Annotated in this window: 22 protein-coding genes; 20 read left to right on the top strand and 2 right to left on the bottom strand. The window is 65.7% G+C overall.

Translation table 11 applies throughout. The annotated features are described in order from the left end of the window. Positions 1–186: 186 nt before the first annotated feature. From M1247_RS11285 to M1247_RS11215, 15 genes are all read left to right on the top strand, one after another. Positions 187–957 carry a response regulator transcription factor gene (locus tag M1247_RS11285; RefSeq protein WP_317156405.1) on the top strand — a complete coding sequence of 257 codons (771 nt, stop codon included), beginning with the start codon at positions 187–189 and terminating at the stop codon, positions 955–957. Positions 958–1,180: 223 nt separating this feature from the next. After that, positions 1,181–2,809, top strand: coding sequence for an ABC transporter substrate-binding protein (locus M1247_RS11280; protein WP_317156404.1), 1,629 nt, complete (start codon positions 1,181–1,183; stop codon positions 2,807–2,809). A gap of 10 nt (positions 2,810–2,819) precedes the next feature. Beyond that, the gene (locus M1247_RS11275) at positions 2,820–3,776 is read left to right on the top strand and encodes an ABC transporter permease (protein WP_317156403.1); all 957 of its coding nucleotides are present in this window, start codon (positions 2,820–2,822) and stop codon (positions 3,774–3,776) included. Between the two features lie 31 nt (positions 3,777–3,807). Continuing rightward, complete coding sequence (locus M1247_RS11270; protein WP_317156402.1) at positions 3,808–4,755, top strand: ABC transporter permease; 948 nt, start codon at positions 3,808–3,810, stop codon at positions 4,753–4,755. Then, entirely contained in the window at positions 4,755–5,636 is an 882-nt protein-coding gene (locus tag M1247_RS11265) for an ABC transporter ATP-binding protein (RefSeq protein WP_317156401.1), read from the top strand. The genes M1247_RS11270 and M1247_RS11265 overlap by 1 nt, the downstream gene beginning before the upstream one ends. Beyond that, complete coding sequence (locus M1247_RS11260; RefSeq protein ID WP_317156400.1) at positions 5,626–6,435, top strand: ATP-binding cassette domain-containing protein; 810 nt, start codon at positions 5,626–5,628, stop codon at positions 6,433–6,435. Before M1247_RS11265 ends, M1247_RS11260 begins: the two co-directional genes overlap by 11 nt. Further along, positions 6,432–7,820 (top strand): amidase, encoded by a 1,389-nt coding sequence (locus tag M1247_RS11255; RefSeq protein WP_317156399.1) that lies wholly within the window; start codon positions 6,432–6,434, stop codon positions 7,818–7,820. Before M1247_RS11260 ends, M1247_RS11255 begins: the two co-directional genes overlap by 4 nt. A gap of 21 nt (positions 7,821–7,841) precedes the next feature. Beyond that, positions 7,842–8,039 (top strand): hypothetical protein, encoded by a 198-nt coding sequence (locus M1247_RS11250; protein ID WP_317156398.1) that lies wholly within the window; start codon positions 7,842–7,844, stop codon positions 8,037–8,039. 18 nt (positions 8,040–8,057) lie between these two features. Continuing rightward, positions 8,058–9,467 (top strand): amidase, encoded by a 1,410-nt coding sequence (locus tag M1247_RS11245; RefSeq protein WP_317156397.1) that lies wholly within the window; start codon positions 8,058–8,060, stop codon positions 9,465–9,467. 10 nt (positions 9,468–9,477) lie between these two features. Beyond that, complete coding sequence (gene ureE / locus M1247_RS11240; protein WP_317156396.1) at positions 9,478–9,936, top strand: urease accessory protein UreE; 459 nt, start codon at positions 9,478–9,480, stop codon at positions 9,934–9,936. After that, positions 9,933–10,592 (top strand): urease accessory protein UreF, encoded by a 660-nt coding sequence (locus tag M1247_RS11235; protein ID WP_317156395.1) that lies wholly within the window; start codon positions 9,933–9,935, stop codon positions 10,590–10,592. Before ureE ends, M1247_RS11235 begins: the two co-directional genes overlap by 4 nt. 15 nt (positions 10,593–10,607) lie before the next feature. Then, positions 10,608–11,276, top strand: coding sequence for an urease subunit beta (gene ureB / locus M1247_RS11230; RefSeq protein ID WP_317156394.1), 669 nt, complete (start codon positions 10,608–10,610; stop codon positions 11,274–11,276). A 6-nt stretch (positions 11,277–11,282) separates the two neighbouring features. Next, complete coding sequence (ureC, locus tag M1247_RS11225; RefSeq protein WP_317156393.1) at positions 11,283–12,989, top strand: urease subunit alpha; 1,707 nt, start codon at positions 11,283–11,285, stop codon at positions 12,987–12,989. Continuing rightward, positions 12,986–13,603 carry an urease accessory protein UreG gene (gene ureG / locus M1247_RS11220; protein WP_317156392.1) on the top strand — a complete coding sequence of 206 codons (618 nt, stop codon included), beginning with the start codon at positions 12,986–12,988 and terminating at the stop codon, positions 13,601–13,603. The genes ureC and ureG overlap by 4 nt, the downstream gene beginning before the upstream one ends. Then, complete coding sequence (locus M1247_RS11215) at positions 13,600–14,424, top strand: urease accessory protein UreD (protein ID WP_317156391.1); 825 nt, start codon at positions 13,600–13,602, stop codon at positions 14,422–14,424. The genes ureG and M1247_RS11215 overlap by 4 nt, the downstream gene beginning before the upstream one ends. Positions 14,425–14,535: 111 nt before the next feature. Here the strand turns inward: M1247_RS11215 and fadD8 are convergent, their stop codons facing one another. Further along, a complete protein-coding gene (gene fadD8, locus M1247_RS11210; RefSeq protein ID WP_317156390.1) occupies positions 14,536–16,137 on the bottom strand; it encodes a fatty-acid--CoA ligase FadD8 in 1,602 nt (533 codons plus the stop codon). 173 nt (positions 16,138–16,310) lie between these two features. Here fadD8 and M1247_RS11205 point away from each other — a divergent pair, with 173 nt between their 5' ends. From M1247_RS11205 to M1247_RS11185, 5 genes are all read left to right on the top strand, one after another. Then, positions 16,311–16,994: a hypothetical protein gene (locus tag M1247_RS11205; RefSeq protein WP_317156389.1), complete on the top strand. Its 684-nt coding sequence runs from the start codon at positions 16,311–16,313 to the stop codon at positions 16,992–16,994. Between the two features lie 127 nt (positions 16,995–17,121). Beyond that, a complete protein-coding gene (locus M1247_RS11200; protein WP_317156388.1) occupies positions 17,122–18,288 on the top strand; it encodes a PA2928 family protein in 1,167 nt (388 codons plus the stop codon). A gap of 9 nt (positions 18,289–18,297) precedes the next feature. Then, a complete protein-coding gene (locus M1247_RS11195; protein WP_317156387.1) occupies positions 18,298–19,932 on the top strand; it encodes an amidohydrolase in 1,635 nt (544 codons plus the stop codon). Between the two features lie 29 nt (positions 19,933–19,961). Then, on the top strand, positions 19,962–21,527 hold the full coding sequence (locus tag M1247_RS11190; RefSeq protein WP_317156386.1) for a long-chain-fatty-acid--CoA ligase: 1,566 nt from the start codon (positions 19,962–19,964) through the stop codon (positions 21,525–21,527). A gap of 88 nt (positions 21,528–21,615) precedes the next feature. Next, the gene (locus tag M1247_RS11185; RefSeq protein WP_410506854.1) at positions 21,616–22,578 is read left to right on the top strand and encodes an esterase family protein; all 963 of its coding nucleotides are present in this window, start codon (positions 21,616–21,618) and stop codon (positions 22,576–22,578) included. A 12-nt stretch (positions 22,579–22,590) separates the two neighbouring features. Here M1247_RS11185 and M1247_RS11180 read toward each other — a convergent pair whose 3' ends face one another. Continuing rightward, entirely contained in the window at positions 22,591–24,045 is a 1,455-nt protein-coding gene (locus tag M1247_RS11180) for an aldehyde dehydrogenase family protein (RefSeq protein ID WP_317156385.1), read from the bottom strand. Positions 24,046–24,050 lie beyond the last annotated feature (5 nt).

Here is a 24,050-nt window from a genome sequence, read left to right as displayed (position 1 = left end):
TCCACCGAAACGTCGGCACAGCCGCAGCAACCTGGTACGGGTAGTGCAGGCCAGAGGCTGCCGAGCACACTCCTGGACACCACTCGCGCGCAGGTGTGGGATAACTCACCTGCGGCTTAACAACGTAGAAACAGGCACTGAACCTCGTTGACGTCCGCTCGTAGTCGACTAGCCGTACGCAGGTCGGTGGAATGGACGGAGGACGACGAGATGATGAGGTTGGGCAACGAAACACGGGACTTTGCCTCGATTGCCGCCGACATGGTCTCCACCGACACTGAGGTACGCGTCCGCGGAGCCATTGATTTTCTGCGCCTCGAGGCGCGGTGCGACACGTTTCTCCTGGCGTACAAGATGCCTGGGGCCAAGGGCTTCAGCCTTGTCAACTCGGTCGGCTACTCCGAGGCGGTGGCGGGTTATCTGACCTCGGACATTCAGGCGAAACCGGAGTTCTCCAGGCAGTTCGCAGATCACACCCGGGTGTGGGACTGGGACGATGTTCCGGAATTCGCCTATTCGTACAGCGGTGCCAACGTGCTGCGTCCGGAGGGCTTCACCAACGGTTTCCTCATGGTGCTGCACGACGGTGCCGGCGACGTGGTCGGACTGTGCCAGGGCAACATGGAGCTCCCAGAGTTCTCGTCGCGCAGCCGCTACCTGGTCGAGACGGTGCGCCCGCTGTTCACGAAGTATGTGGCCCGGATGCGCGCCCGGACGCGGGCTCGCCTGACGCCACGGGAACAGGAGATCCTGGCGCTGCTGCGCGGTGGCCTCTCGAACACCGAAATCAGCGATCAGTTGTACTTGTCGCCGCGAACGGTCAGCACCCACGTCGAACGGGTGCTGCGCAAGCTCGGTGTGACCAACCGGGTGGCGGCAGCGGTGCAGGCCACGGAACTGGAACTCGTCGATGCCGTCGCGGCGACACCCCCGTCGGCTCGGGTGGCCGGCTTCTAACCGGTGGCGATTCGATGCCCGGGTGACCTTACGGGTCACCCGGGCCACTGTCATGGCATCGTAATCCACTGTTGAGTAACGGCTTTGGCGACATTTACGTCGGATGACGTATATCCCGGACCCGGTGCGGTCCCTAGCGTGTATTTCGAACACGTTGGATACCACTGCTCACCGTGGTGCGGTGCATACTCCGACGACCTTCTCCTGCCCGGAGGATCCACGGATGACAGAAAAGCCGCAAAGAGCTGTGCGGCGCACGGTTATACGGCTTCTTGCCGCCGGTGTCAGCGCGATCGTCGGGATCACCGCGCTGACCGGCTGTTCGCGGGGGCCGGTGCACACGGGAAACGTGTTCGTGATCGCGATCGAGTCCGAGGCAGACATTCTCGATCCACAGGTCGCCGGCGGTTGGGTGACATGGCGAATCAACCGCCAGATCTTCGAGCCGCTCGTCGATGAGGACCTGACCATACCGTCGGCGCAGGCGACAGTGCCGCCGCTGCGGCCCGGCCTGGCCGATTCCTGGGATATCTCCCCGGACGGCCTCGATTACACCTTTCACATTCGCCAGGGCGTGACATTCCATGACGGCACCCGGCTCAACGCGGAAGCGGTCGAGTACAACATCCGGCGCATGTGGGACAAGAACTCCCCGCAATATTCGGCCCGGGCGGCGGGTCAGACCAGCTTCGTGTGGAAGTTCGTCGAGTCGGTCGACACCATCGACCAACACACATTGAAGATCCGCCTGAAGCAACCATTCTCAGAGTTCCTACGGATGTTGGCGCAGGGCGGCAACGGATCTGCCGCCATCATCAGCCCGACGGCGCTGAAAACCTACGGCGACGACATCGCCGATCACCCGGTCGGTACCGGACCATTCAAGTTCAAAGAACGCATCCGGGGCGAGCGAATCGACCTGGTCCGCAACGACGGCTACTGGGGCAAGGTTCCGAGCATCGACGGCGTGGTGTTCCGGCCACTGCCCGACCCGTCGGCGCGCACGGCGGCACTGCGCTCCGGCGACGTCGACATGATCGCGGTGCCGAATCCGGACAGCATCGACAACCTGGTCAGCGAGGGTTATCAACTGTCCGAAGGCATCCCGCCGCATACCTGGTATCTGTCCTTCAACATGAAGGACCGCTACACCTCGATCCCCGAAGTGCGCGAGGCGATCAATCTCGCGGTCGACCGGGAAGGCATGGCTCGAGAACTGCTACGCGGTTCGGTGAACCCGGCGTATGGGGTCCAAGCCCTGTCGGCCGGTGGTTACGTCGAACGCAGGGATTCGTATCAGCGCAACTTAGACAAGGCCCGGCAGCTCTTGGCCTCGGTCGGGTTGGGCAGCGGGTTCGAGACGACGCTGATCACCTCGACGGACGGCTCTGGCCAGATCATGCCGGCCCAGATGGCGGAATTCATACAGCAGAACCTCGCGGAGATCGGCATCAACCTGCACATCCAGACCCAGGAATGGATCTCGTATCTGGGTGTGTGGGCGCGGGGCATGCAGGACGGTGTCGGTATGGCGCAGATGTCCTGGGGCATGACCAGCCCGTACTGGCTCTACATCGTGACGTCCTCGGAACTGCAGGCGCCCAACGGTCCCAACGTCGGCTACTACGCCAACCCCGCACTGGACAAGGCGATGCACAACGCGATCACTGCGCTCGACCCGGATGAAGCCGGCCGGTGGTGGCGTCAGGCCAACAACATCGTCAGCGACGACTCCGCGCTGGTGCCGATCGTCAACGACAAGGCGCCGTACATCCTGGCCTCGTATGTTTCCGGCTTCGTCTCGGCGAGCGAGGAGTGGTACGACCTGACCGAAGTGAGGCTGGAACAGTGAGGCTTGAGCAATGAGTGCCGTCGGAAGCCGGCTCCTATCAACAGTTCTCGTGCTGCTCGGCGTCAGCCTGGTCGTATTCCTGCTGCTGCAGATGGTTCCGGGTGACCCCGCCGTGACGATCCTGGGGTCAGGCGCGACGGCAGAGGCGGTGACCGCGTTGCGGGCTGAACTCGGCCTCGACAGGTCGCTGCCCGTGCAGTTCTTCGACTACCTCGGCGGGCTGATGCACGGCGACCTCGGCCGGTCGCTCACGGTCAACGCCCCCGTCACTGACATCATGCTGCCGCGGTTCGCGAACACGCTGATCCTCACGGTCGCTGCACTGGCATTGTGCATCGTGATCGCCGTGCCGCTCGGTGTCATCGCGGCGCACAAGCAGTACAGCATCTTCGACCGTGCCTCGATGGTCATCTCGCTGGCAGGCGCGAGCGTTCCGGTGTACTGGTTCGGCCTGCTGCTGATCGGTGTCTTCGCCGTCACCCTCGGTTGGCTGCCGACATCGGGTATGTACAACCCCCGCTTTCCGGGAGGATCGGGCGACCTGCTGGCGCACTTGATCCTTCCGGCGATCGCGGCCGGGCTGGTACCGCTCGCGGTGGTCGCACGGATGACCCGCAGCGTGATGATCGACATCCTTCAGCAGGACTACATCCGGACCCTGCGCGCCTCGGGGCTGTCCACGAACTCGGTGCTCTGGCGCCACGCGTTACGCAACGCCCTGCCGCCGATCGTGAACATCATCGGGCTCCAGGTCGGTTACCTGCTGGGCGGCGTGGTGTTCGTGGAAGTCGTATTCGGCTGGCCGGGTCTGGGCCAGCAGCTCTACACCTCGATCACCCAGCGCGACATCCCCGTCGTCCAGGCCGGTGTGCTGTTCATCGCACTGGCCTTCGTGATCATCAATCTCATCGCCGACGGGGCGGTCGGTCTGCTCGATCCACGCACCAGAAGAAAGGTCGGAGCATGAGTGTCAGCGAGGAGCCGAAGGCGGATCGCGCATGAGTGTAATCACCGGAGCGGTTGACGCAGGCCGCTCGTTCGTCGGAGTCAGGCGGTCCTCGGCCGGCGGTCACTTTCCCGCCGAATCGGAGGCATCAAAAGGACAGTGGCGCTTGGCTGTCCGCGCCTTCAGCCGTGACAAGATGGCGGTGGCGTCGCTGATCGTCCTGGTTCTCGTGGTTCTGGCGTCGGTCCTCGCACCGCTACTCACGCCATACAGCCCGACCGCGGGTGACCCGGTCGACCGGCTCGCCGGGGTCGGCACCGAAGGCCACTTCCTCGGGCTGGACGGCCAGGGCCGTGACATCTGGACGCGGCTGCTCTACGGCGGCCGCAACTCTCTGACAGTCGCGGTGGTGCCGATTCTCGTGGTGTTCCCGCTGGCACTGATGATCGGCCTGTTCGCCGGATTCAAGCGCAGCAGGGCCGGTGAGGTTCTCATGCGGATACTCGACGTGCTGTTCGCCTTCCCGCTCGTGCTGTTGGCGATCGCCCTGTCCGCGGTGCTGGGCGCCGGTCTGGGCAACGTGATGCTCGCGATCGGGATCACCCTGATCCCCTACATGGCCCGGGTCGCCTACACCGCCACCGTCTCCGAAGCATCGAAGGACTACATCGAGGCGGCTCGCGCATACGGCGCGAACCCGCTGCTGCTGATGTTCCGCGAACTGATGCCGAACGTCGTAGTCCAGCTGCTGGTCTACGCCACCACGTTGTGCGGCCTCATGATCGTCGTGGCATCAGGTCTGAGCTTCCTCGGTGTCGGCGTCATACCGCCCACCCCGGACTGGGGCATCATGACCGCAGACGGCAAAAACGTGTTGCTCGAAGGCATTTATCACGTCGCAACCATTCCCGGTCTGGTCATCCTCGTCGTCTCGCTCGCCTTCAACCTGATCGGCGACGGCATTCGGGACGCGCTGGACCCACGAAAGCAGACCAGCTGATGAGTAATGCACTGGATGTGAAAAATCTGTCCGTCGACTTCCACACCGACACCGGTGTCGTGCACGCGGTGAAGCATGCGGACATCTCCGTGCGCGACGGCGGAATCCTGGGCCTGGTGGGGGAGTCGGGCTCGGGAAAGTCGGTGACCTCACTGGCGGTACTGCGCCTGCTCGGAACCAACCGAGCCAGGATCGCCAGTGGCGAGATCCTGTTCCGCGGAGAGAATCTGCTCGACAAGACCGACAAAGAGATGCGCGCCATCAGGGGTCCCCACATCGGTCTGGTCTCCCAGAACGCGCTGTCGGCCCTTGATCCGTCGTTCACGATCGGCGCGCAACTCATCGAAGTGATCCGGCTGCATCAAGGGGTGGACAAGGCGACGGCACGTGCGAAAGCGCTCGAGGCGCTCGAGCTGGTGGCGCTGCCCGACCCGAAACGCCGAATGAAGGCCTATCCCCACGAACTGTCGGGTGGGCAACGCCAACGCGTCGTGATCGCCATCGCGCTGGCCTGCCGCCCCGAGCTGCTCCTTGCCGACGAACCGACCACCGCACTCGACGCGACCGTCCAGAAGCAGATCCTCGACCTGCTCGTCGAGATCAATCAGGAGCTCGGGACCTCGATCCTGTTGGTCACTCACGACTTCGGCGTGGTCGCCCACGTGTGCACCGACGTCACCGTCATGCGCCGCGGAGATGTCCTCGAATCGGGGAGCGCGGATCAGGTGCTCAACAACCCCAGACACCCGTACACGCAGGGACTCATGCGGGCCGTGCCGAGACTGCACCTGGACGCCACCACCCGGTCCATCCCGCGTGCGGATCGGCGGCTGTTCGAGTTCCACGGCGACACCACCAAGGAGACCGCTGATGTCGCATAGCGAGCCGAAGGTTGCGGTAACCGGGCTGCGGAAAGTGTTCGCGGTGCGTGGCGAGAACGGAAAGCGCTGTGACTTCGTCGCGGTCGACTCGGTGAGCTTCGACATCCAGCGCGGCGAGACGTTCGGTTTGATCGGCGAGTCGGGTTCGGGCAAGACGACGACGGGCCGCATGGTGCTCGGGCTGGAGAAGCCGACATCAGGGTCGGTCACCTTCGACGGCAACGATCTCGTCGGCCTATCCGATCTGGACATGCGCCGGTACCGGCGCCACATTCAGATCGTGTTCCAGGACTCGGGTTCGGCGTTCAATCCGCGCCGCAGTGTCGGATCGCAAATCGCGTATCCGCTCAAGCTTTTTCGGACGACATCGGCTGCCGAGCCCCGCAAGAAGGTGCTCGAACTGCTCGACCGGGTAGGCATGCTGCCGTCGCACTGTGACCGCTACATTCACGAGTTCTCGGGAGGACAACGACAGCGTCTCGGTATCGCACGGGCGCTGATCACCGACCCTGAGTTCGTCGTCCTCGACGAGCCGACGGCGGCGCTCGACGTGTCGGTGCAGGCGCAAATACTCAACCTGCTCAAAGACCTTCAACGGGAGCGCCAACTCACCATGCTGCTGATCACCCACAACCTCGCACTCGTCGAGCACATGTGTGAACACGCCGGAGTGCTCGATCACGGCAAGTTGGTCGAGTCCGGACCGGTGGACCAGTTGCTGACCAGCCCGGCCACCGACATCACCCGCAAGCTCGTCGATGCCGTTCTGGAACCCGAGACGTTGGGAGCAGCCGGATGACCGAATCGTTGACGAACCACCCGACCATGTCCCAGCTGCGAGCACGGATCGACAGTGGCGATCTGACCCCTGTCGGTCTGGTGCGTAGTGCGCTGGCGCGGATCTCGCGTGTCGAGGAGGCGATTCAGGCGTTCGCCGCCGTGTTCGCCGACGAGGCGCTCGCGGTAGCACAGCAGCACCGGAGCGCCACGTCGCCGGGGCAACTGTGGGGGATACCCGTCGTCGTCAAGGACATCTACGATGTCGCCGGATACCGTACCGGCAACGGATCCCTGGGCGCCCCACAGTGTTTGGCGGCGCAGGACTCCGAGGCGGTGCGCCGGCTGCGGACGACAGGTGCGATCATCCTTGGCAAGACCACGACTCACGAATACGCCTACGGGGTCAATACCCCGCCGACGCGAAACCCGTGGTCACTCGACCGGATCCCCGGCGGCTCCAGCGGTGGGACCGCCGCGGCGATCGCTGCCGGAGTCGCGGCGGCCGGCCTCGGCACTGACACCGGAGGCTCCATCCGGATCCCCGCCGCGCTCTGCGGTGTCACCGGGCACAAGCCGACGTTCGGGTTGGTCAGTCGCAGCGGGGTCAGTGCGCTGAGCTCTACGCTCGATCACACCGGGCCGCTGGGCCGTACCGTCGACGACACCGTGGCGCTGCTCGAGGCCATCGCCGGACACGACCCGGCCGACCCGTACAGCTCAGCCGGTCCGGTTCCGGACTTCCGTGCCGAATTCGGCCGCGGACTGGCGGGTTTGACCATCGGAGTGGCCGAGCAGTACTTCTGTGATCGCCTGGCACCGGACGTGGTCGCCGTATTCGAACAGGCATTACGCGTCCTCGAAGCCGCCGGGGCCACCATCACGTCGGTCACGTTCACCGACGTCGAGTTGTGCCCGCGGGTGGTCGATGTCGTATGCGGGGTCGAAGCTGCCGCCTGGCATGTCTGCCAAACCGGGATGAATCCGGAGAAGTTCGGCCCGGACGTCCAGGAGGCGCTGCGCCTCGGTGCGGCATATACCGGTGTCGAATATCTCGAAGCTCGACGTGCCCGCGCCGCCGTGATCGCCGGTATGGAAGCGCTGTTCGACTCGGGCGCAGACTTGTTGGTTTCCCCGACGATCGCGATGACCGCCCCGCCCTACGGGTCCACCCACGTGGAACTCGGCGGCCGGACGGTCTCGATCCTCGACGGCATCAACGCGCTGACCGTACCGGCCAACGTGACGGGTATGCCGGCATTGACCGTACCCGCGGGTTTCGGCAGCGACGGCCTGCCGATCGGCCTGCAGTTGATGGGCCGCCCGGGCGCCGACGCGACGGTGCTCGGCGCCGGGAGTGCGTTCGAGGCGCTCGTGGACTGTGTGGACCGAACCCCGGTTTTGTGAACATCGAGCAGAGGAGATGCATTGTCCGACAATGAGTTCATCCAATCGGAAGCACAAGTGGCCGCCGCGATGGAATACGCGGGACTGGCCGTTCCGGCTGACCGGCTGACGGCGAACTATGAGACCTACGCGTCGACGCTCGCTTTGATCCGCAAGGCCTCCGCGCCGGGCCTCGGCGAAACCGTCCCGGCCGTCGGGTTCAAAGCGCACTGGTACTGACCGGAAAGGAACACTACGTTGGAACTCTACGAACTTCCGTTGATCGAGGTTGCGGGCAAGATTCGCACCAAGGAGGTCTCGCCCGTCGAGGTCACCGAGTCATCGCTGGACCGCCTTGACGAGGTCGAACCGGCGTTGACCGCATTCGTCACCACCACACCGGACCTCGCGCTCGACCAGGCCAGGATCGCCGAGAAGGAGATCATGGCGGACAACTATCGCGGTCCGCTGCACGGCATCCCGCTCGGGGTCAAAGACCTCTACAACACGGCCGGTGTCAAGACCACGTCGAGTTCGGCTCAACGTGCCGACTACGTGCCGGACACCGACTCGGCGTCGGTCACGAAGCTCTACGACGCTGGGATGATCCTGATCGGAAAGACACATACCCACGAATTCGCCTATGGTGCCACGACTCCCACCACCGGCAATCCGTGGGCGCCGGATCACACTCCGGGTGGATCCAGTGGCGGTTCCGGGGCCGCGGTCGGTGCCGGCGTCGTGCACGTCGCGCTCGGGAGCGATACCGGCGGCTCGATCCGGATCCCGGCGGCCCTGTGCGGGACGGTCGGCCTGAAGCCGACGTTCGGCCGCGCCTCGCGATTCGGGGTCGCGTCGTTGTCGTGGTCACTGGACCACGTAGGACCGCTCAGCCGCAACGTGATCGACGCGGCGCTGGTGATGGCGGCGATGTCGGGCTATGACCGCCGTGATCCGGGCACAGCCGACGTTCCGGTGCCCGACATGGTGTCCGGAATAGACGCCGGAGTGGCCGGAAAGAAGGTCGGTATCCCCACGAACTACTACACCGAACAGCTGGCCCCCGAGGCAGCCGAGGCCGCCCTGACCGCTGCGGCGAAGTTCGTGGAACTCGGGGCCGAGCTGGTCGAGGTCGAGATCCCGATGGCCGAGCACATCATCTCGACCGAGTGGGCCATCATGATGCCCGAAGCCACTGCCTATCATCTGGACTACCTGCGCAACTCGCCGGAGAAGTACACCGACGAGGTGCGGGTGCTGTTGGAGACAGGCGCGTCGCAGCCCGCCACGGACTACGTCAATGCGCTACGCCTGCGCACCCTGATGCAGGCGGCCTGGCAGGAGATGTTCTCGTCGATCGACGTGCTGCTCGCGCCTACTCTCGTCGCGGCGGCAACCCTGCGATCGGACCCGTTCGTGAGGTGGGCCGACGGGACGGTCGAGGCCGCGACCGCCGCCTATGTGCGCCTGTCTGCGCCGGCAAACCTCACGGGACTGCCGTCCCTGTCGGTTCCCGCGGGATTCACCGCTGAAGGGCTTCCGCTCGGGGTGCAGATCCTCGGAAAACCGTTCGCGGAACCGGAGATCCTGCAGTTCGGGTATGCGCTGGAGCAGAGCACCGATGTCGTCGGCAAGATCGCGCCGGTCGCGGTCAAGGTTGCCCCGTGAGGGTCGCATAGTGACTCTGAGCGCGGGCCTGCGGATCCTCGACGGCATCGTCGGGTGGTCGACGGAGCAGGCTGTGGCGGAACGGTTGCACGAACTGCGTCATCATCACGCCGTCGAGTACCTGCATCTGGGCATCCACGATCTGGACCGTAAGCGGCTGCGGGTGACCTCGGATGCCGGCACCGACTATGCGGTGATGTTGCCGCGGGACGCCGCACTCGCCGACGGTGCGGTTCTACTGCTGGAGGCCGATCGCGCCGTGGTGGTGCGGGCCGGTGCGCCGCGGACGATGACGTTGCGCGCCGCCGATCGTGGCGCGGCGCTGCGGCTGGGATTCCTTGCCGGTCAGCTGCACTGGAAAGCCGACCAGCACGACGACGCGCTCGTGGTCCGTCTGGAGGGGCCGGAAGCCGATTACCTCTCGCGGATCGCTGAGCTGGTCGACACCGGTCGGGTCGAGGTGCGATGACCGATCTCGGGCAGCTGCTCGCTGCGATGCGCTTCGGCGACAGTGCCTTCCCGTCCGGCGGTTTCGCGTTCTCCTCGGGACTGGAGGGCGCCCACCGCGACGGGTTGGTATACGACGAGGGCGATGTCGCGGCGTTTGCCGCCGAACAGCTCGAGGGCCGTTGGCATCAATGTGACCGCGTGCTGTTGCGGAAAGCCTGGGTGGAGCCCGATCCGGCAGGTGTTGACATGCTTGCCGAGGCCGTCGCGACCATGTCGGTGTTACGGGAGGCTTCCCGCCGGGCGGGGGCGGCCGCCCTCGCAACCTTCGCCGCGGTCGTCGATTCCGGTGTGGCCGACTATCGCATCCGGGTGCTGGCCGGCAGCGCACCGGGACATGTGCCGGTGGCGCAGGCCATCTGTTTGCGCGCTGCCGGATTGACCCTCGCGACTGCGGAGGCCGTTGCGGCGTGGCAGGTGGTCTCCGCGATCACCGGTGCCGCCCTGCGTCTCGGGATCTGCGGCCACCTCGGCGCACAGCGGACCGCCACCACGCTGACCCCGCTGCTGCTCGACGTGCTGCGACGCGAGCCGCCCACAGCCCCAGCCGCATTCACCGCCTTCGCCGACATCGCGGCCCAGCGCCGCGGTGACGGCGTGCGGTTGTTCGCCAGTTGAATCGAAGGAGACCAGGTGAATTTGACGCCCACCGAGATGGAGCGCCTCACGATCTTCACCGCGGCTGAGTTGGCGCGGCGAAATGTCCGCGAGGGCATCCCCTTGAGCCACCCCGAAGCGGTCGCCCTCTTGACTGACGAGGTGATGCTCGCAGCACGCAGCAACATGGCCTACGACGAGGTGATCGACCATGCCGCGGCGCTGCTGAGAGCCGATCAATGCGAACCGGGTGTTCCCGACATGGTGCGCATCGTGACGCTGGACGCGCCGTTCCCGGACGGTACCAAGCTCGTGGCACTGATCGACCCGATCGCCGCACGGGAAAACGATATTCGCCCCGGTGAGATCATCGTGGGCGATGAGCCGATCACGCTGTTCGCCGGTGCCGAGCGAATCACGCTGACGGTCGTCAACCGTGGCGACCGCGACATTCAGGTGCGCAGCCAATCGCACTTCTGTGAAGCCAACCCGTCGCTCGAGTTCGACCGCCGCGCCGCGTGGGGCCACAAACTGGATGTGGCATCCGGTGCGGGGGTGCGCTTCGAGCCCGGCATCCCCGTCGAAGTGCAACTGGTACCGATGGCCGGTGCGCGTGTTGCCCAGGGCTTCTCAGGAACAGTCAATGGACCGCTCGATGCGCCAGGGGCCCGCGATGCGGCGCTCGCCACGCCGAGTGGAGCGTGAGGGCACATGACAACGATCGATCGGCGGTCCTACGCCCGCATGTTCGGCCCCACCACGGGTGACCGGATCCGGCTCGCAGACTCCGACCTCTTCGTCGAAGTCGAACACGACTACACCGTGCCCGGTTATGAGTTGCTCGGCGGTGCCGGTAAGTCCGTCCGGGACGGTGAAGGCTACCGGCCGACCTCGAAACCTTCCGATGGTGCGCTCGACTACGTAATCACCAATGCGGTGGTGATCGACGCAATTGCCGGAATCATCAAGGCCGACATCGGTATCCGCGGTGGCCGGATCGTCGGAATCGGCAAGGCGGGCAACCCCGACACCATGCCCGGTGTCACCCCCGGGCTGGTCGTGGGCACATGCACGACGCCGATTCCGGCGGAGGGCATGATCGTCACGGCCGGCGCGATCGAGACCCACGCGCACCTGATCTCGCCACAGCAGACCGAACATGCGTTGGCGACAGGCACCACGACCCTTATCGGCGGCTCGCTGGGCCCGTCGTTCGAGGTCGCCACGGGCAGCCCGCACAACCTCGGGATGTTCCTGAAGGCAGGCGAATACTCCCCGATGAACTATGTCCCGTTCGGACGTGGATCCTCGGATTCGGCAGCGGTACTCGAGTCGGTCGCCGGTGGGGCGGGGGCGGTGAAGATCCATGAGGACTTCGGCGCGTCGCCCGCCGTGATCGACAAGACCTTGGAGGCCGCCGATTCGGCGGATTTCGCCGTGCATCTGCACACCGATTCGATCAACGAGTTCGGCTTCTCGGAGAAGACGATGGCGACGATCGGCGATCGAACCATCCACCTCTACCACGTGGAAGGTGCCGGCGGTGGGCACGCCCCGGACCTGATCCGGTGCGTCAGCTATGAGAACGTCATCCCGGGCACCACCAACCCGACCAATCCGTACACCCTGGGCGGGCTTGACGAGGGTGTGCCGATGACCATGGTGGCGCATCTGATGAACTGGGAGGCCCCCGAGGATATCGCGTTTGCCGAGGCCAGGATCAGACCGCAAACCATGATGGCCGAGGACTTCCTGCACGACATGGGGGCGATCTCGATCTTCGGCAGCGACACCCAGGGGATGGGCCGCGTGGCCGAGAACATCGCCAACTGCTGGCAACTCGCTGCGGTGATGAAGCAGCGCATCGGACGGCTGCCCGAGGAGGCGACCGTTGCCGCCGACAACGAACGTGTCAAACGCTACATCGCGAAACTCACCATCAACCCGGCGACCTCGATCGGCGCCGACGCGCAGATCGGCTCGGTCGAAGTGGGCAAGGTGGCCGACCTGGTGATCTGGCAGCCGGCCTTCTTCGGTGTCAAGCCGCGGGTCGTGCTCAAGAACGGTTTCATCACCTGGGCCGCGCTGGGTGATGCGGCCGGGTCGGTCTCGTCGTCCGAACCGATCATCCAGCGACCCAGCTGGGGGGCCCTTGGTGATGCGGCTGCCGAGTTGGGCTTCGTGTTCATGTCGTCGCTTGCCATCGACGCCGGTGTGCCGGAACGGCTGGGCCTGCGCAAGAACGTGCTGCCGATCAAGTCGGTGCGCGGATTGCGGAAGAAGGACATGGTGCGTAATCACGCCATGCCTCATGTCGAGGTGGACCCCCGGACGTTCGACGTCCGCGCCGACGGTGAGTTGCTCACCGCGGAACCCGCTGTCACAGTGCCATTCTCGAGAAAGTACATGTTGCGGTGACCTCTGCGCTGAAGGCCGCGCGCATCGGTATCGGCGGCCCGGTCGGCTCCGGTAAGACCGCCCTCGTCGAGGCACTGCTCGCCGGATTCGCCCGGCGTGGCCGCTCGGTCTCGGTGATTACCAACGATCTGGTGACCGTCGAGGACGCCGAACGGATCCGCCGCTCGGGGCTGATCGACCCGCGCCGCGTCCGGGCCGTCGAGGCCGGCGGCTGCCCACACACCGTCATCCGTGAAGATCCGTCACTGAACATGGCGGCCGCCGACGCACTGGAGGCGGATTACCCCGACACCGAGATGATTCTGCTCGAATCCGGCGGCGACAATCTGGCCTCGACGTTCTCGCGAGATCTGGTGGACTACTGGCTGTTCGTGATCGATGTGGCCGGTGGCGGCGACATCCCGCGTAAACGCGGACCCGGCGTGCTGCGGTGCGATCTGCTGGTGATCAACAAGGTCGACCTGGCGCCGCACGTCGGTGTCGATCTGGAACTGATGCGCAAAGAGGCTGACGAGGTGCGTTGTGGCAGGCCGGTTGTCGAGATCAGCGCCCGCCGCGGCGAGGGAGTCGACGTGGTGATGGACGTGCTCGAGCGCGAGGTGTTGTTCGTGTGAGCATCGCTGACCGCAACGCCCTCGACCTCACGTTCGCCCGGGTGGACGGGCGCACCGTGATGACGCGGCGCCGCTACCGGTGGCCGCTGTTGGCCGGTCGGGTCTTCACCGACCCGACACGACCGGGCTTGGGCTCGGTGACCATCCAGAACGCTGCGGGCACCGTCATCCCCGGTGATGTCGTCAGGCAGCGCATCGGCGTGGTCGACGGGGGCTGGGTTGACGTGCGGGGCCAGGGCGCCACGTTGGTGAACGGAGTTCCCAACGGTGCCGTCGCGGTGGAAGAGACCTGCGTACGGGTGGATGCGAGCAGCAGGCTGCTGCTCGACCCGGCGCCACGGATCCTCACCTCGCATGCGCGATACCGGCAGCACACGCGGGTCTGCGTCGCTCCGGGAGGGCGGGCGGTACTCATCGACGCAGTGGCGCTGCACCCGGATCTGACCGACGCGGAGTTCGGCAGTTACGAGTCCACCGTGACCGTCACTGCCCCGGACGGAACGCTGCTGGCGCTCGATGCGCAGCTGCTCGAGTCGATGCCACGGGCGCGGCGTGCTCCAGCCGCGTTCGCGACGGTCTACCTGCTGGGTGCCGGCTTCGACACGACGATGACGGCGCGGACCCCCGCCCTCGAATCGCTGACTGAGCGCACCGGCGACAGGAGGGTCTATGTCGGGGTCAGCGACCTGCCCAACGCGGCCGGCTGGGCCGTGCGGATCGCTGCGTCGGATGGCGGTGTGTTGAGGGCAGCCACCACCGCGACGACGACGCTCATTGAGCTTGGGCCTCCGGCAGCCATGCCGGTACTGGAAGCGATCTGACTCAGCGGTTGGTTCGCCCCCGGCCGGTACCGGCGGGCTTTGCCGAGCAGACGCGCCGGTACCCCGCCACGCCGATCAAACGGTGCATAACTGTCTGCTCGCGGGAAGAAATCAGCCGATCGCGCGGGCGGAGCCCTCCCAGAACTGTGCCCGCACGGCTTTCTTGTCGGGCTTGCCCAGCGCGGTCACGGGCACCGAGTCCACCACGATGACCTGTTTGGGGGACTGCACCGAACCCTTGCGGTCCTTGACCGCGGACTGGATCTCGGCCGTCACCTTCGCGACCGCGTCCTCGTCGGACGCGACGTCGGGACGCAGCACGATCACCGCGGTCACGGCCTCGCCCCACTTCTCGTCGGGGGTGCCGATCACGCACACCTGCGCCACCGAAGGATGCTCGGCCACAACGTCTTCCACCTCACGGGGGAACACGTTGAACCCACCGGTGACGATCATGTCCTTGACCCGGTCGACGATGAACCAGTAGCCGTCCTCGTCCTCGCGGGCCATGTCACCGGTGTGCAGCCAACCGCCGGAGAACGTGTCGGCCGTCGCGTCGGGCAGTTTCCAGTACCCACCGGCCAGCAGGGGACCGGATACGCAGATCTCGCCGACCTCGCCGCGCGGCACCGGCCGGCCGTCAGCGCCCAACAACGCCGTCCTGGCGAACAAGGTGGGCCTGCCGCACGACGTCAATCGCTTCTCGTCATGATCCTTCTTGCCCAGGTACGAGATCACCATGGGCGCCTCGGACTGGCCGTAGTACTGCGCGAAGATCGGCCCGAACCGCTTGAGCGCCTCGGCCAGCCGCACCGGGTTCATCGCCGAGGCGCCGTAGTACACCGTCTCCAGCGACGACAGGTCCCTGGTGTGGGAATCGGGGTGATCCATCAATGCGTAGATCATCGACGGCACCAGCATGGTCGCGGTGATGCGACGCTCCTCGATCACGCGCAGCACCTCCGCCGGGTCGAACTTGGGCAGCACGATCATCTCGCCGCCCTTGACGATCGTCGGCACGAAGAACGCCGCGCCGGCATGTGAGAGCGGCGTGCACATCAGGAACCGCGGGTTTTCGGGCCACTCCCATTCGGCGAGCTGGACCGTGGTCATCGTGGTGATCGACCGCACGGTGCCCATCACGCCCTTGGGCTTGCCGGTGGTGCCGCCGGTGTAGGTCAGCCCGCCGATATGGTCGGGCGGCAACTCGGCGGCCGCCAGCGGCTGTGGGGAGTATTTGGCGGCCTCGGCCACCAGGTCCGTGGCCACCCCGTTCAGTGCGCCGGGGACCGGTCCGATCGTCAGCACCTGACGCAGCGACGGCACCTTCTCCAGCAGGCCCAGCGCGCGCTCGACGAACGCGGGGGTGGGGTCGATGATCAGCGTGCTCACCTCGGCGTCGGACAACACATACGCGTGATCGTCCAGCGAACCGAGAGGGTGTAGTGCGGTGCGCCGATAACCCTGGGTCTGGCCGGCGCCGATGATCATCAGCACCTCAGGCCGGTTGAGCGAGAGCAGGCCGACGCCTTCTCCGGTGCCCGCGCCGAGCGCCTCGAAGGCCTGAATGTACTGGCTGATGCGTTCCGCGAGCTGACCGCCGGTCAGTGTGGTCTCGCCGAGGAACAACACCGGTTTGTCTCTGTTGCGCTTGAGCGCACCCACCGTGAGATGGCCGGAGTGGATCGGATGGTGCAGTAATGCATCACTCATGACCACCAGACTAGAACGTGTTCCAGAAACGTAGGAGCCGATCCCCCGATGTCGGCTCGTGCGTATCCGGACCGGGCAGGGAGGGGTAGTGCACTACTCGCGTCTTCGCAGGTCGTTCGCCTTACGTTCAGATGTGTCGCCGTGACGAACACCTGAGGATCTCGAAGAGGGACATGACCATGGCAGTCAAAGGCTCGACATTGATGACCATCGCCCCGATGCTCGGCCTGTGCGTGGCACTCGGCTCGGCCCTCGGATCAACGCTCGGATCGGCCGGGGTCGCCGCCGCGGGACCCAACGATCTGCCCTATGGGCCCGACACCTGTATCCAGGGCTTCGTCTGGCGCGAGGCGCAACCCAGCGATCATGTCTGCGTCACGCCGAGTGTGCGCAGTCGTACCGCGCAGGAGAACGGCCAGGCGGCGGCCAACCGGGACCCCAACGGTGGCCCGTACGGGCCTGACACCTGCAAACAGGGTTTCGTGTGGCGTGAGGCCTACCCGAACGATCACGTGTGCGTGACGTCCAACATCCGGTCGGAGGCGGCCGCGGACAACGCCGCCGCCGAGTCCCGCAAGCAAGCCAACCAGCCCAGCCAGGAGCCGCCGAAGCCACTGCAGGGCCCCGGTGTGTCGTGGCAACCGCGGATCGGCGGGCTGACCGCCCACATCAACGATCGCAGTGGGGTGGCCGCGCAGTGCGTGTACAAGTCGGACTTCTACGAGCGGAGTTTCTTCCTGCCCGCCAACGCGACCTATGACCTGGTGATTGTTCCGGCCATTCCCAAGTTCCAGAACTGGGCGGTGACGGTCAGCTGCGACAACGGCACGAAGACCGAGACGTCGACCTTCTTCTGACAGGTCGAGACCCGGGGGGTGTCCCCGGCGGGTGAATCCCCGCCGGGGACACATTTTGACCATATTTGTCAGTAATCCTCATCCGTCGGCCAGAGAGGCGTTAGAGGCCTACGGAAACAATGTGATCATGAAAGTCCTCTGGTCCGTGGGCGTCGTCGCGGTGGTGGTCGGGTCCCTCGCCGGGATGTTCGTCGTCGCGCGGGTGATGAACGGTCCGATGACGAGCGCGAGCCCCGCCGTCGGATATGCCACCGTGCAGGGCCACGACGCTGTTCTGGTCGCCTACCAACGCAGCGGTGGGCAGGTGCCCAGACCGTTCGGGTTCGACGACCAATGGCAGGAGCGGTTGGCCGCCGTCTCCCTCGGCACCGGCGAATTGTTGTGGGATGTCAAGTTGCACGGGCACACTCGACCGAATCGCGCCGTGCTGGCGGTCGCCGACGGGCTGGCCTACGTGGCGACGGATTACGGACTTTCGATCGTGGCCACCGAGGACGGCGGCATCCTCGTCGACGGCGATCGGATCCCCGGTCTGGGTGGCGATTACGCGCAGGCCTACACCGCCTACAACGTCGACCCCCGGCTGGGCGTCGTGGTCGCGCTGACCCACTCCGGTGAGGTGGTCCAGATTCCGCTGGGAACGACCGAGGCGGCGCCGGCCCCGCGCGACGTGGCCGAGGCATGGCGCGGCACCCTCATCGATGACCGGTCTCCCACCCGCGACCCGAATTTCAGCATCAGCGGCGTGGACCCGGCCGCCCAATCGCGCTCGGTCGCACTGCCCGACGGCGACACCCTCACGTTCGCCAAACCCTATACGCAGGAGACCGCGCGATTGGTGCGTGGTGACCGGACCCTGGCCACCGTTGCGGGACTCACCCAAGCCGAGCTGTTATTCGACATCGTGCGTACCCCAGTGGCTCTCGCGACCGCCGAGCAACTCAAGGAGGGCGCTGATACGTTCACCAAGCATCATTCCGCCGCCCTCCCTCTCGGCGTCGAGCACGGCATGGCGTTGGTGTACGGGCAGGATGCCGATGCCCCGGGGGTGTATGAACTGCGATTGTTCGACATCGATACCGGCGAGACCTTGGCGGTGGTCGACCAGATCGGCGGGTATCTGCGGGCCACGGCGACGCCCGGTGGCGACATCCTGGTGGTGGCTGCGGCCGAGGACAGCAGCCTGGACACCGATCGGTTGATCGTGTTTCGCCCGGACGGCCGCACCACCATCACCCAGATCGGCGACACGGATTTCTGGGGACACGCCCGGGCAAACGTCACCACGCCTTAGCATCCGGGAATGCCCACACCCGTTCCCGCTCCTCACGTCCGCAGTGCCGACCTTGTGATCTTCGGAACCGTCCTGACCGTCGACACCGCGTTACCCACCGCCGAAGCGCTCGCAGTGTCCGATGGCCGCATCGTCGCGGTCGGGGACCGCGACGGGGTCGCCCCCTGGGTTGGCCCGGACACCGACGTGCGCGAGTTTGACGGTATCGTGATGCCGGGATTTGTTGAGGCGCACGGTCATCCGTTGATGGAGGCGATGGCGATATCCGACCGTATCGTCGACATCAGACCGGTCACCCTGCGCAGCGCCGACGCCGTCATCGACGCCGTCCACGCGGAGGTGGTCAAGCGTGGCGCCGACGGGGCGTTTCTCAACGGCTGGGATCCGCTACTGCAGCACGGTCTGCCCGAACCGACGCTGGGCTGGCTGAACGACATCGCATCCGAGGGCCCCCTGGTTATCGTGCACAACTCCGGCCACAAGGCGTATTTCAACTCCGTGGCGGCCCGGGCGGCCGGGCTCAGCCGCGACACCCCGGATCCCAAGGGGGCCAGGTACGGACGTGACGCCGACGGGGAGTTGGACGGCACCGCCGAGGAATCCGCAGCGGTGTTCCCGTTGTTGGGCACGGCCATCTCGGTCGACGACTACCCGGCGATGCTGGCCGCCGAATGCGCGCGGCTGAACGCCGCCGGGCTGACCACCTGTTCGGAGATGGCGTTCGACCCCATGTTCCGTCCGCTGCTCGCAGAGCTGCACGACCAGCTGACCGTCCGGTTGCGTACCTACGAAATGTCCACTGCGGCCCTGCATACCGACGCCAGCCCGTTCGACGGCGACGATCTGGTGCGCCAGGTCGGCATCAAGATCTGGGTCGACGGTTCACCGTGGATCGGCAACATCGACCTGACCTTCCCGTATCTCGATACCGACGCCACCCGGACCATCGGGGTGGTGCCGGGGTCCTGCGGGCACGCGAACTACACACGCGAGCAGCTCGCCGAGATCGTCGGCACCTTCTATCCGCAGGGCTGGCAGATGGCCTGCCATGTGCACGGGGACGCCGGTGTGGACACCATCCTCGACGTCTACGAAGAAGCGCTGCTGGCCCATCCTCGTAAGGATCACCGGCTGCGCCTCGAACATGTCGGCGCCATCACCCCCGAACAGTTGCGGCGGGCCCACGATCTCGGCATCACCTGCAGCCTGTTCGTCGACCAGATCCACTACTGGGGCGACATCCTCGTCGACGGACTGTTCGGCCCGGAACGTGGCGAACGGTGGATGCCTGCCAGATCGGCCGTTGCCACGGGCATGCGGATATCGCTGCACAACGATCCGCCGGTCACCCCGGAGGAACCGCTGCGCAACATCAGCGTGGCCGCCACCCGCACCGCGCCCAGCGGTCGGGTGATGGGCCCCGAGGAGCGCCTCACCGTCGACCAGGCGATCCGGGCGCAGACCATCGATGCCGCGTGGCAGTTGTTCGCCGACAACGTGATCGGTTCAGTTGAAGTCGGCAAGTACGCCGACCTGGTGGTGCTGTCGGCCGACCCGCGCACCGTGCCCGCAGAGACCATCTCCGACCTGGCGATACAGGCCACCTTCCTGGCCGGCAGGCAGGTTTATCCGAAAATCGGGTGACGGCAGTCCTGTCGTGGCACGCTCAGCCCATGTCTGATTTGCCGGCACCGGAGTTTCTCGACGAACGCGTGGCCCACTGGGCGGCGACCAAGCCCGACACGGAGGCGATCACCTATCTCGGCCGGACCTGGACCTGGTCGCAGTGGTACGACCGGGTCCGCAGGCTGGCGGGGGCATTGAGTGCGTGGGGGGTGCGCCGTGGCGACGTGGTCGCGTTCCTGGACAAGAACCATCCGGCGTGTGTGGAACTCACGTTGGCGGCCGCGTCACTGGGTGCGGCGAACGCCATCATCAACTTCCGGTTGGCTGCCGACGAGTTGGACTATGTGCTCAACGACTGCGGCGCCAAAGTCCTCGTCGTCGGCGCCGAACTCAAGCCGGCCGTCGACAACATCGCCGGAAAATTGAACGCGGTCGAGCACATCGTCACCGTCACGCCCGAAGGCGGCGACGGCGACGAATACGAGGCGTTGCTGGCCGGTGCGACGCCGGTCGGGCGCTCGGCCGACGTTCAATCCGACGACGTCTGCATGGTCATGTACTCCTCAGGAACCACCGGACGACCCAAAGGTGTTGCGCTGACCCAGGCCAACGTCATCGCCCACACCGTCAACGCATTCCAGGGCTGGACGCTCGGACCCGAGGACAAGAGCCTGGTCGCCATGCCCCTGTTCCACGTGGGCGGCTCGTCGTACATGCAGTTCGGCCTCCACAACGGTGCGCCCAGCTATATGACGCGTGACGTCGACGGCGCGGCGCTGGCCGGCGGCATTCTGGCCGGCGCGAACCGGACGTTCCTGGTGCCCGCGGTGCTGGCCAAGGTGCTGGAGTCCGGTCCGGACGCGGTGAAACTGTTCGGGGCGCTGAAAACCTACGCCTACGGGGCGTCGCCGATGCCGCTCCCGCTGCTGCGTTCGGCGTTGGAAGCCTGGCCGGACACCGAGTTCATCCAGGTGTACGGGCTGACCGAGGTATGCGGTGTGATCAGCCTGCTCGGCGGGGAGGACCATCGCGGAGGCAACGAAGAGCGGATGATGAGCGCGGGCACTGTGATCCCCGGCGCCGAGGTGCGGGTGGTGGACCCGGACACCGGAGTGGACGTGGAGGCCGGTGCACAAGGTGAACTCTGGTTCCGGACACCACAATTGATGAAGGGCTATCTCAACCGGCCCGTGGACACCGCCGAGACGATCACCCCCGACGGGTGGTTCCGCACCGGTGACATCGGCCGGGTCGATGAGGACGGTTACATCTTCGTCGAGGATCGGCTCAAGGACATGATCATCTCCGGTGGCGAGAACATCTACTCCATCGAGGTGGAGCGGGTGTTGGCCGAACACCCGGCGGTGACCGAGGTCGCCGTCATCGGCGTACCCGACGATAAGTGGGGTGAGTCGGTGAAAGCCGTTGTGGCACTGGAAGGCGAGGCGTCCGGGACGGAGTTGATCGCGTTCGCGCGAGAGCGGCTGGCCGCCTACAAGTGCCCCAAGACCGTCGATATCGTGGACGCATTGCCGCGCAACCCGACGGGCAAGATCCTCAAAAAGGACCTCCGCAAGCCGTACTGGGAGGGTCGCGACCGCGCCACGGTGTGAAAACCGGCTTGCCGATTCTCTGTATTTCCTGCTCGAAGCGGAGTAGCTTCGGCCCCATACGTGTGCGCGGGGATGTGGGGTGCGGGACATGGCACATGCGCGTAGGTTGCAGAAGCTTTCCCGAGGGACGGTGATCCTGACCGCCCTGATGGTGGCGACGACTGTCGGTCTCCTCGGACCACCGCAGACGGCGAACGCCTGGTCCAGAGCCGGTCTCCCGGTCGAGTCCTTGTCGGTCCCGTCGGCGTCCATGGGTCGCGATATCAAGATTCAGTTCCAGGGTGGCGGGCCGCATGCGGTCTATCTGTTGGACGGCCTGCGCGCCCGTGACGACGCCAACGGCTGGGACATCGAGACCCCGGCGTTCGAGTGGTTCTATCAATCCGGGTTGTCGGTGGTCATGCCGGTCGGCGGCATGTCGAGCTTCTACACCGACTGGTATCAGCCCGCAGCGGGCAATGGCACTGTGCAGACCTACAAGTGGGAGACATTCCTGACCAGCGAGCTGCCGCAGTGGCTGGCCGCCAACAAGGATGTTTCCACGTCGGGCAACGCTGTGGTCGGGCTGTCGATGTCGGGTAACTCGGCGATGATCCTCGCGGCATTTCACCCGCAGCAGTTCATCTACGCGGGGTCGTTGTCGGCGTTCCTGAATCCGTCTGCCGGCCCCTGGCCCGGGCTGATCGGGTTGGCGATGGGTGATTCCGGCGGCTTCAGCCCCAATGCGATGTGGGGGCCACCGGGTGACCCGGCCTGGGCGCGCAACGACCCCACAATTCAGGTGGGACGGCTCGTGTCCAACCACACCCGCCTCTGGGTGTACTGCGGGTCCGGTACGCCGGGGGAGTTGGGCGGCGGTGACCTGCCCTCCACGTTCCTCGAAGGCACTGCGCTGCAGAGCAATCTCAACTTCCGCGACGCCTACACCGCCGCAGGCGGAAACAACGCGGTATTCAACTTCCCGCCCACCGGAACCCACACCTGGGGCTACTGGGGCGCGCAGTTGCAACAGATGAAACCGGACATGCAACGGGTGCTGGGTGCTTCCTGAGCGTTCCGCGGTCTACCCGGCGAGAACGACCAGTTTGTGGTGAGTGAATTCGCGGACAGCGTACGGAATGCCTTCGCGGCCCTGCCCAGAATCCTTGACCCCGCCGTACGGCATGTTCTCGGTGCGGAAGTTCGGTGCGTCATTGACGATCGCCTGGCCTGACTCGACCGCTCGACTGAACCGCATCGCCGTCGCCACGTTGGAGGTGAACACCGATGCGTTGAGGCCATAGGGGACCGCATTGATGTGCTCGAGCGCTTGCTCGACACCGTCGACGGGAAGCACCGAAACGATCGGACCGAACACCTCGCTGCACACCAGTTGGTCCTCTGCTGCGACGCCGGTCACGACCGTCGGTCGTAGGACCGGGCCGACGGTGACACCTCCGGCGCGTACGGCGGCGCCCGTGTGCTGCGCATTCTCGATCCATCCGAGCAATCGGTCAGTGGCGGCCGCGGTGATCAACGGGCCGATCTCGGTCGCCTCCTCAGAAGGATCCCCAGCGATCATGGCGTCCGCGGCACGAGCGAGTCCGTCCACGACAGCATCGAATATGGGCCTCTCCACATAGAGGCGCTGCAATGAGAGACAAACCTGTCCAGCGAACCCGAAAGCAGACTTGGCCGCTGCGGCGACCGCCGCCGGGATGTCGGCATCCGCGGCAATGTACATCGCGGTCGACGAGCCGAGTTCCATCGTGTGGTGTTTCTTCGGCGATGACTGTTTGAGTTGCCAACCAACGCGTGAAGATCCGGTGAAGGTGATGGCGACGACGCGATCGTCGTTGGCAAGCACGTCGACCACTGTTGACGGCTCACCCGTCACCACGTTCAAGAACCCCCCAGGCAGACCCGCCTCGGTCATGAGCTCGGCGAGCAGGCCGGCAGTGAAAGGGGTTTTCTCCGAGGGCTTCAGCACGACCGGGCACCCCGCCGCGATGGCCGGTGCCACCTTGTGGGCCACCGTGTTGAGCGGAAAGTTGAATGGGGTGATGGCGGCGATCACACCGAGCGGCTGCGCGATTGTAAACGCCACATGGCCCGCGCCTGCTGCGCTGCCGTCGACCGGAACTGCCTCGGCGGGCAGGCTGCGTGCTTCGTCGGCCGCATAATCGAACACCTCAGCGCCACGGGCAACTTCGATGCGTGCCAGCTGAATCGGCTTGCCCGCCTCCCGGGAAATGCTCTGTGCGAACTGTTCTGATCGTTCGTGGAGCAGCGCGGCGGTAGTGCGGAGCACAACGGCGCGCTGGTGTGGAGCCAGCCCCCGGTTCTGCGCCGCTTTGGCCGAGCCGATCGCGGTGGAGACTTGGTCGGCGGTCGCGGCTGCAATGCGGCCGATCACCGAGTCATCCCACGGAGAGGTGACCTCCATGGAAGTCTCGGCTTTGACCCAGCGGCCATTGACGTACAGCTGCTGCTCCTGCACAACGGATTCGGTGGAAACATAGGTCAGTTCAGATGTCATCGGCG

The sequence above is a fragment of the Mycobacterium appelbergii genome, assembly GCF_032883035.1.
GTDB lineage: Bacteria > Actinomycetota > Actinomycetes > Mycobacteriales > Mycobacteriaceae > Mycobacterium > Mycobacterium appelbergii.
This window is presented reverse-complemented; position numbering and strand designations above follow the sequence as displayed.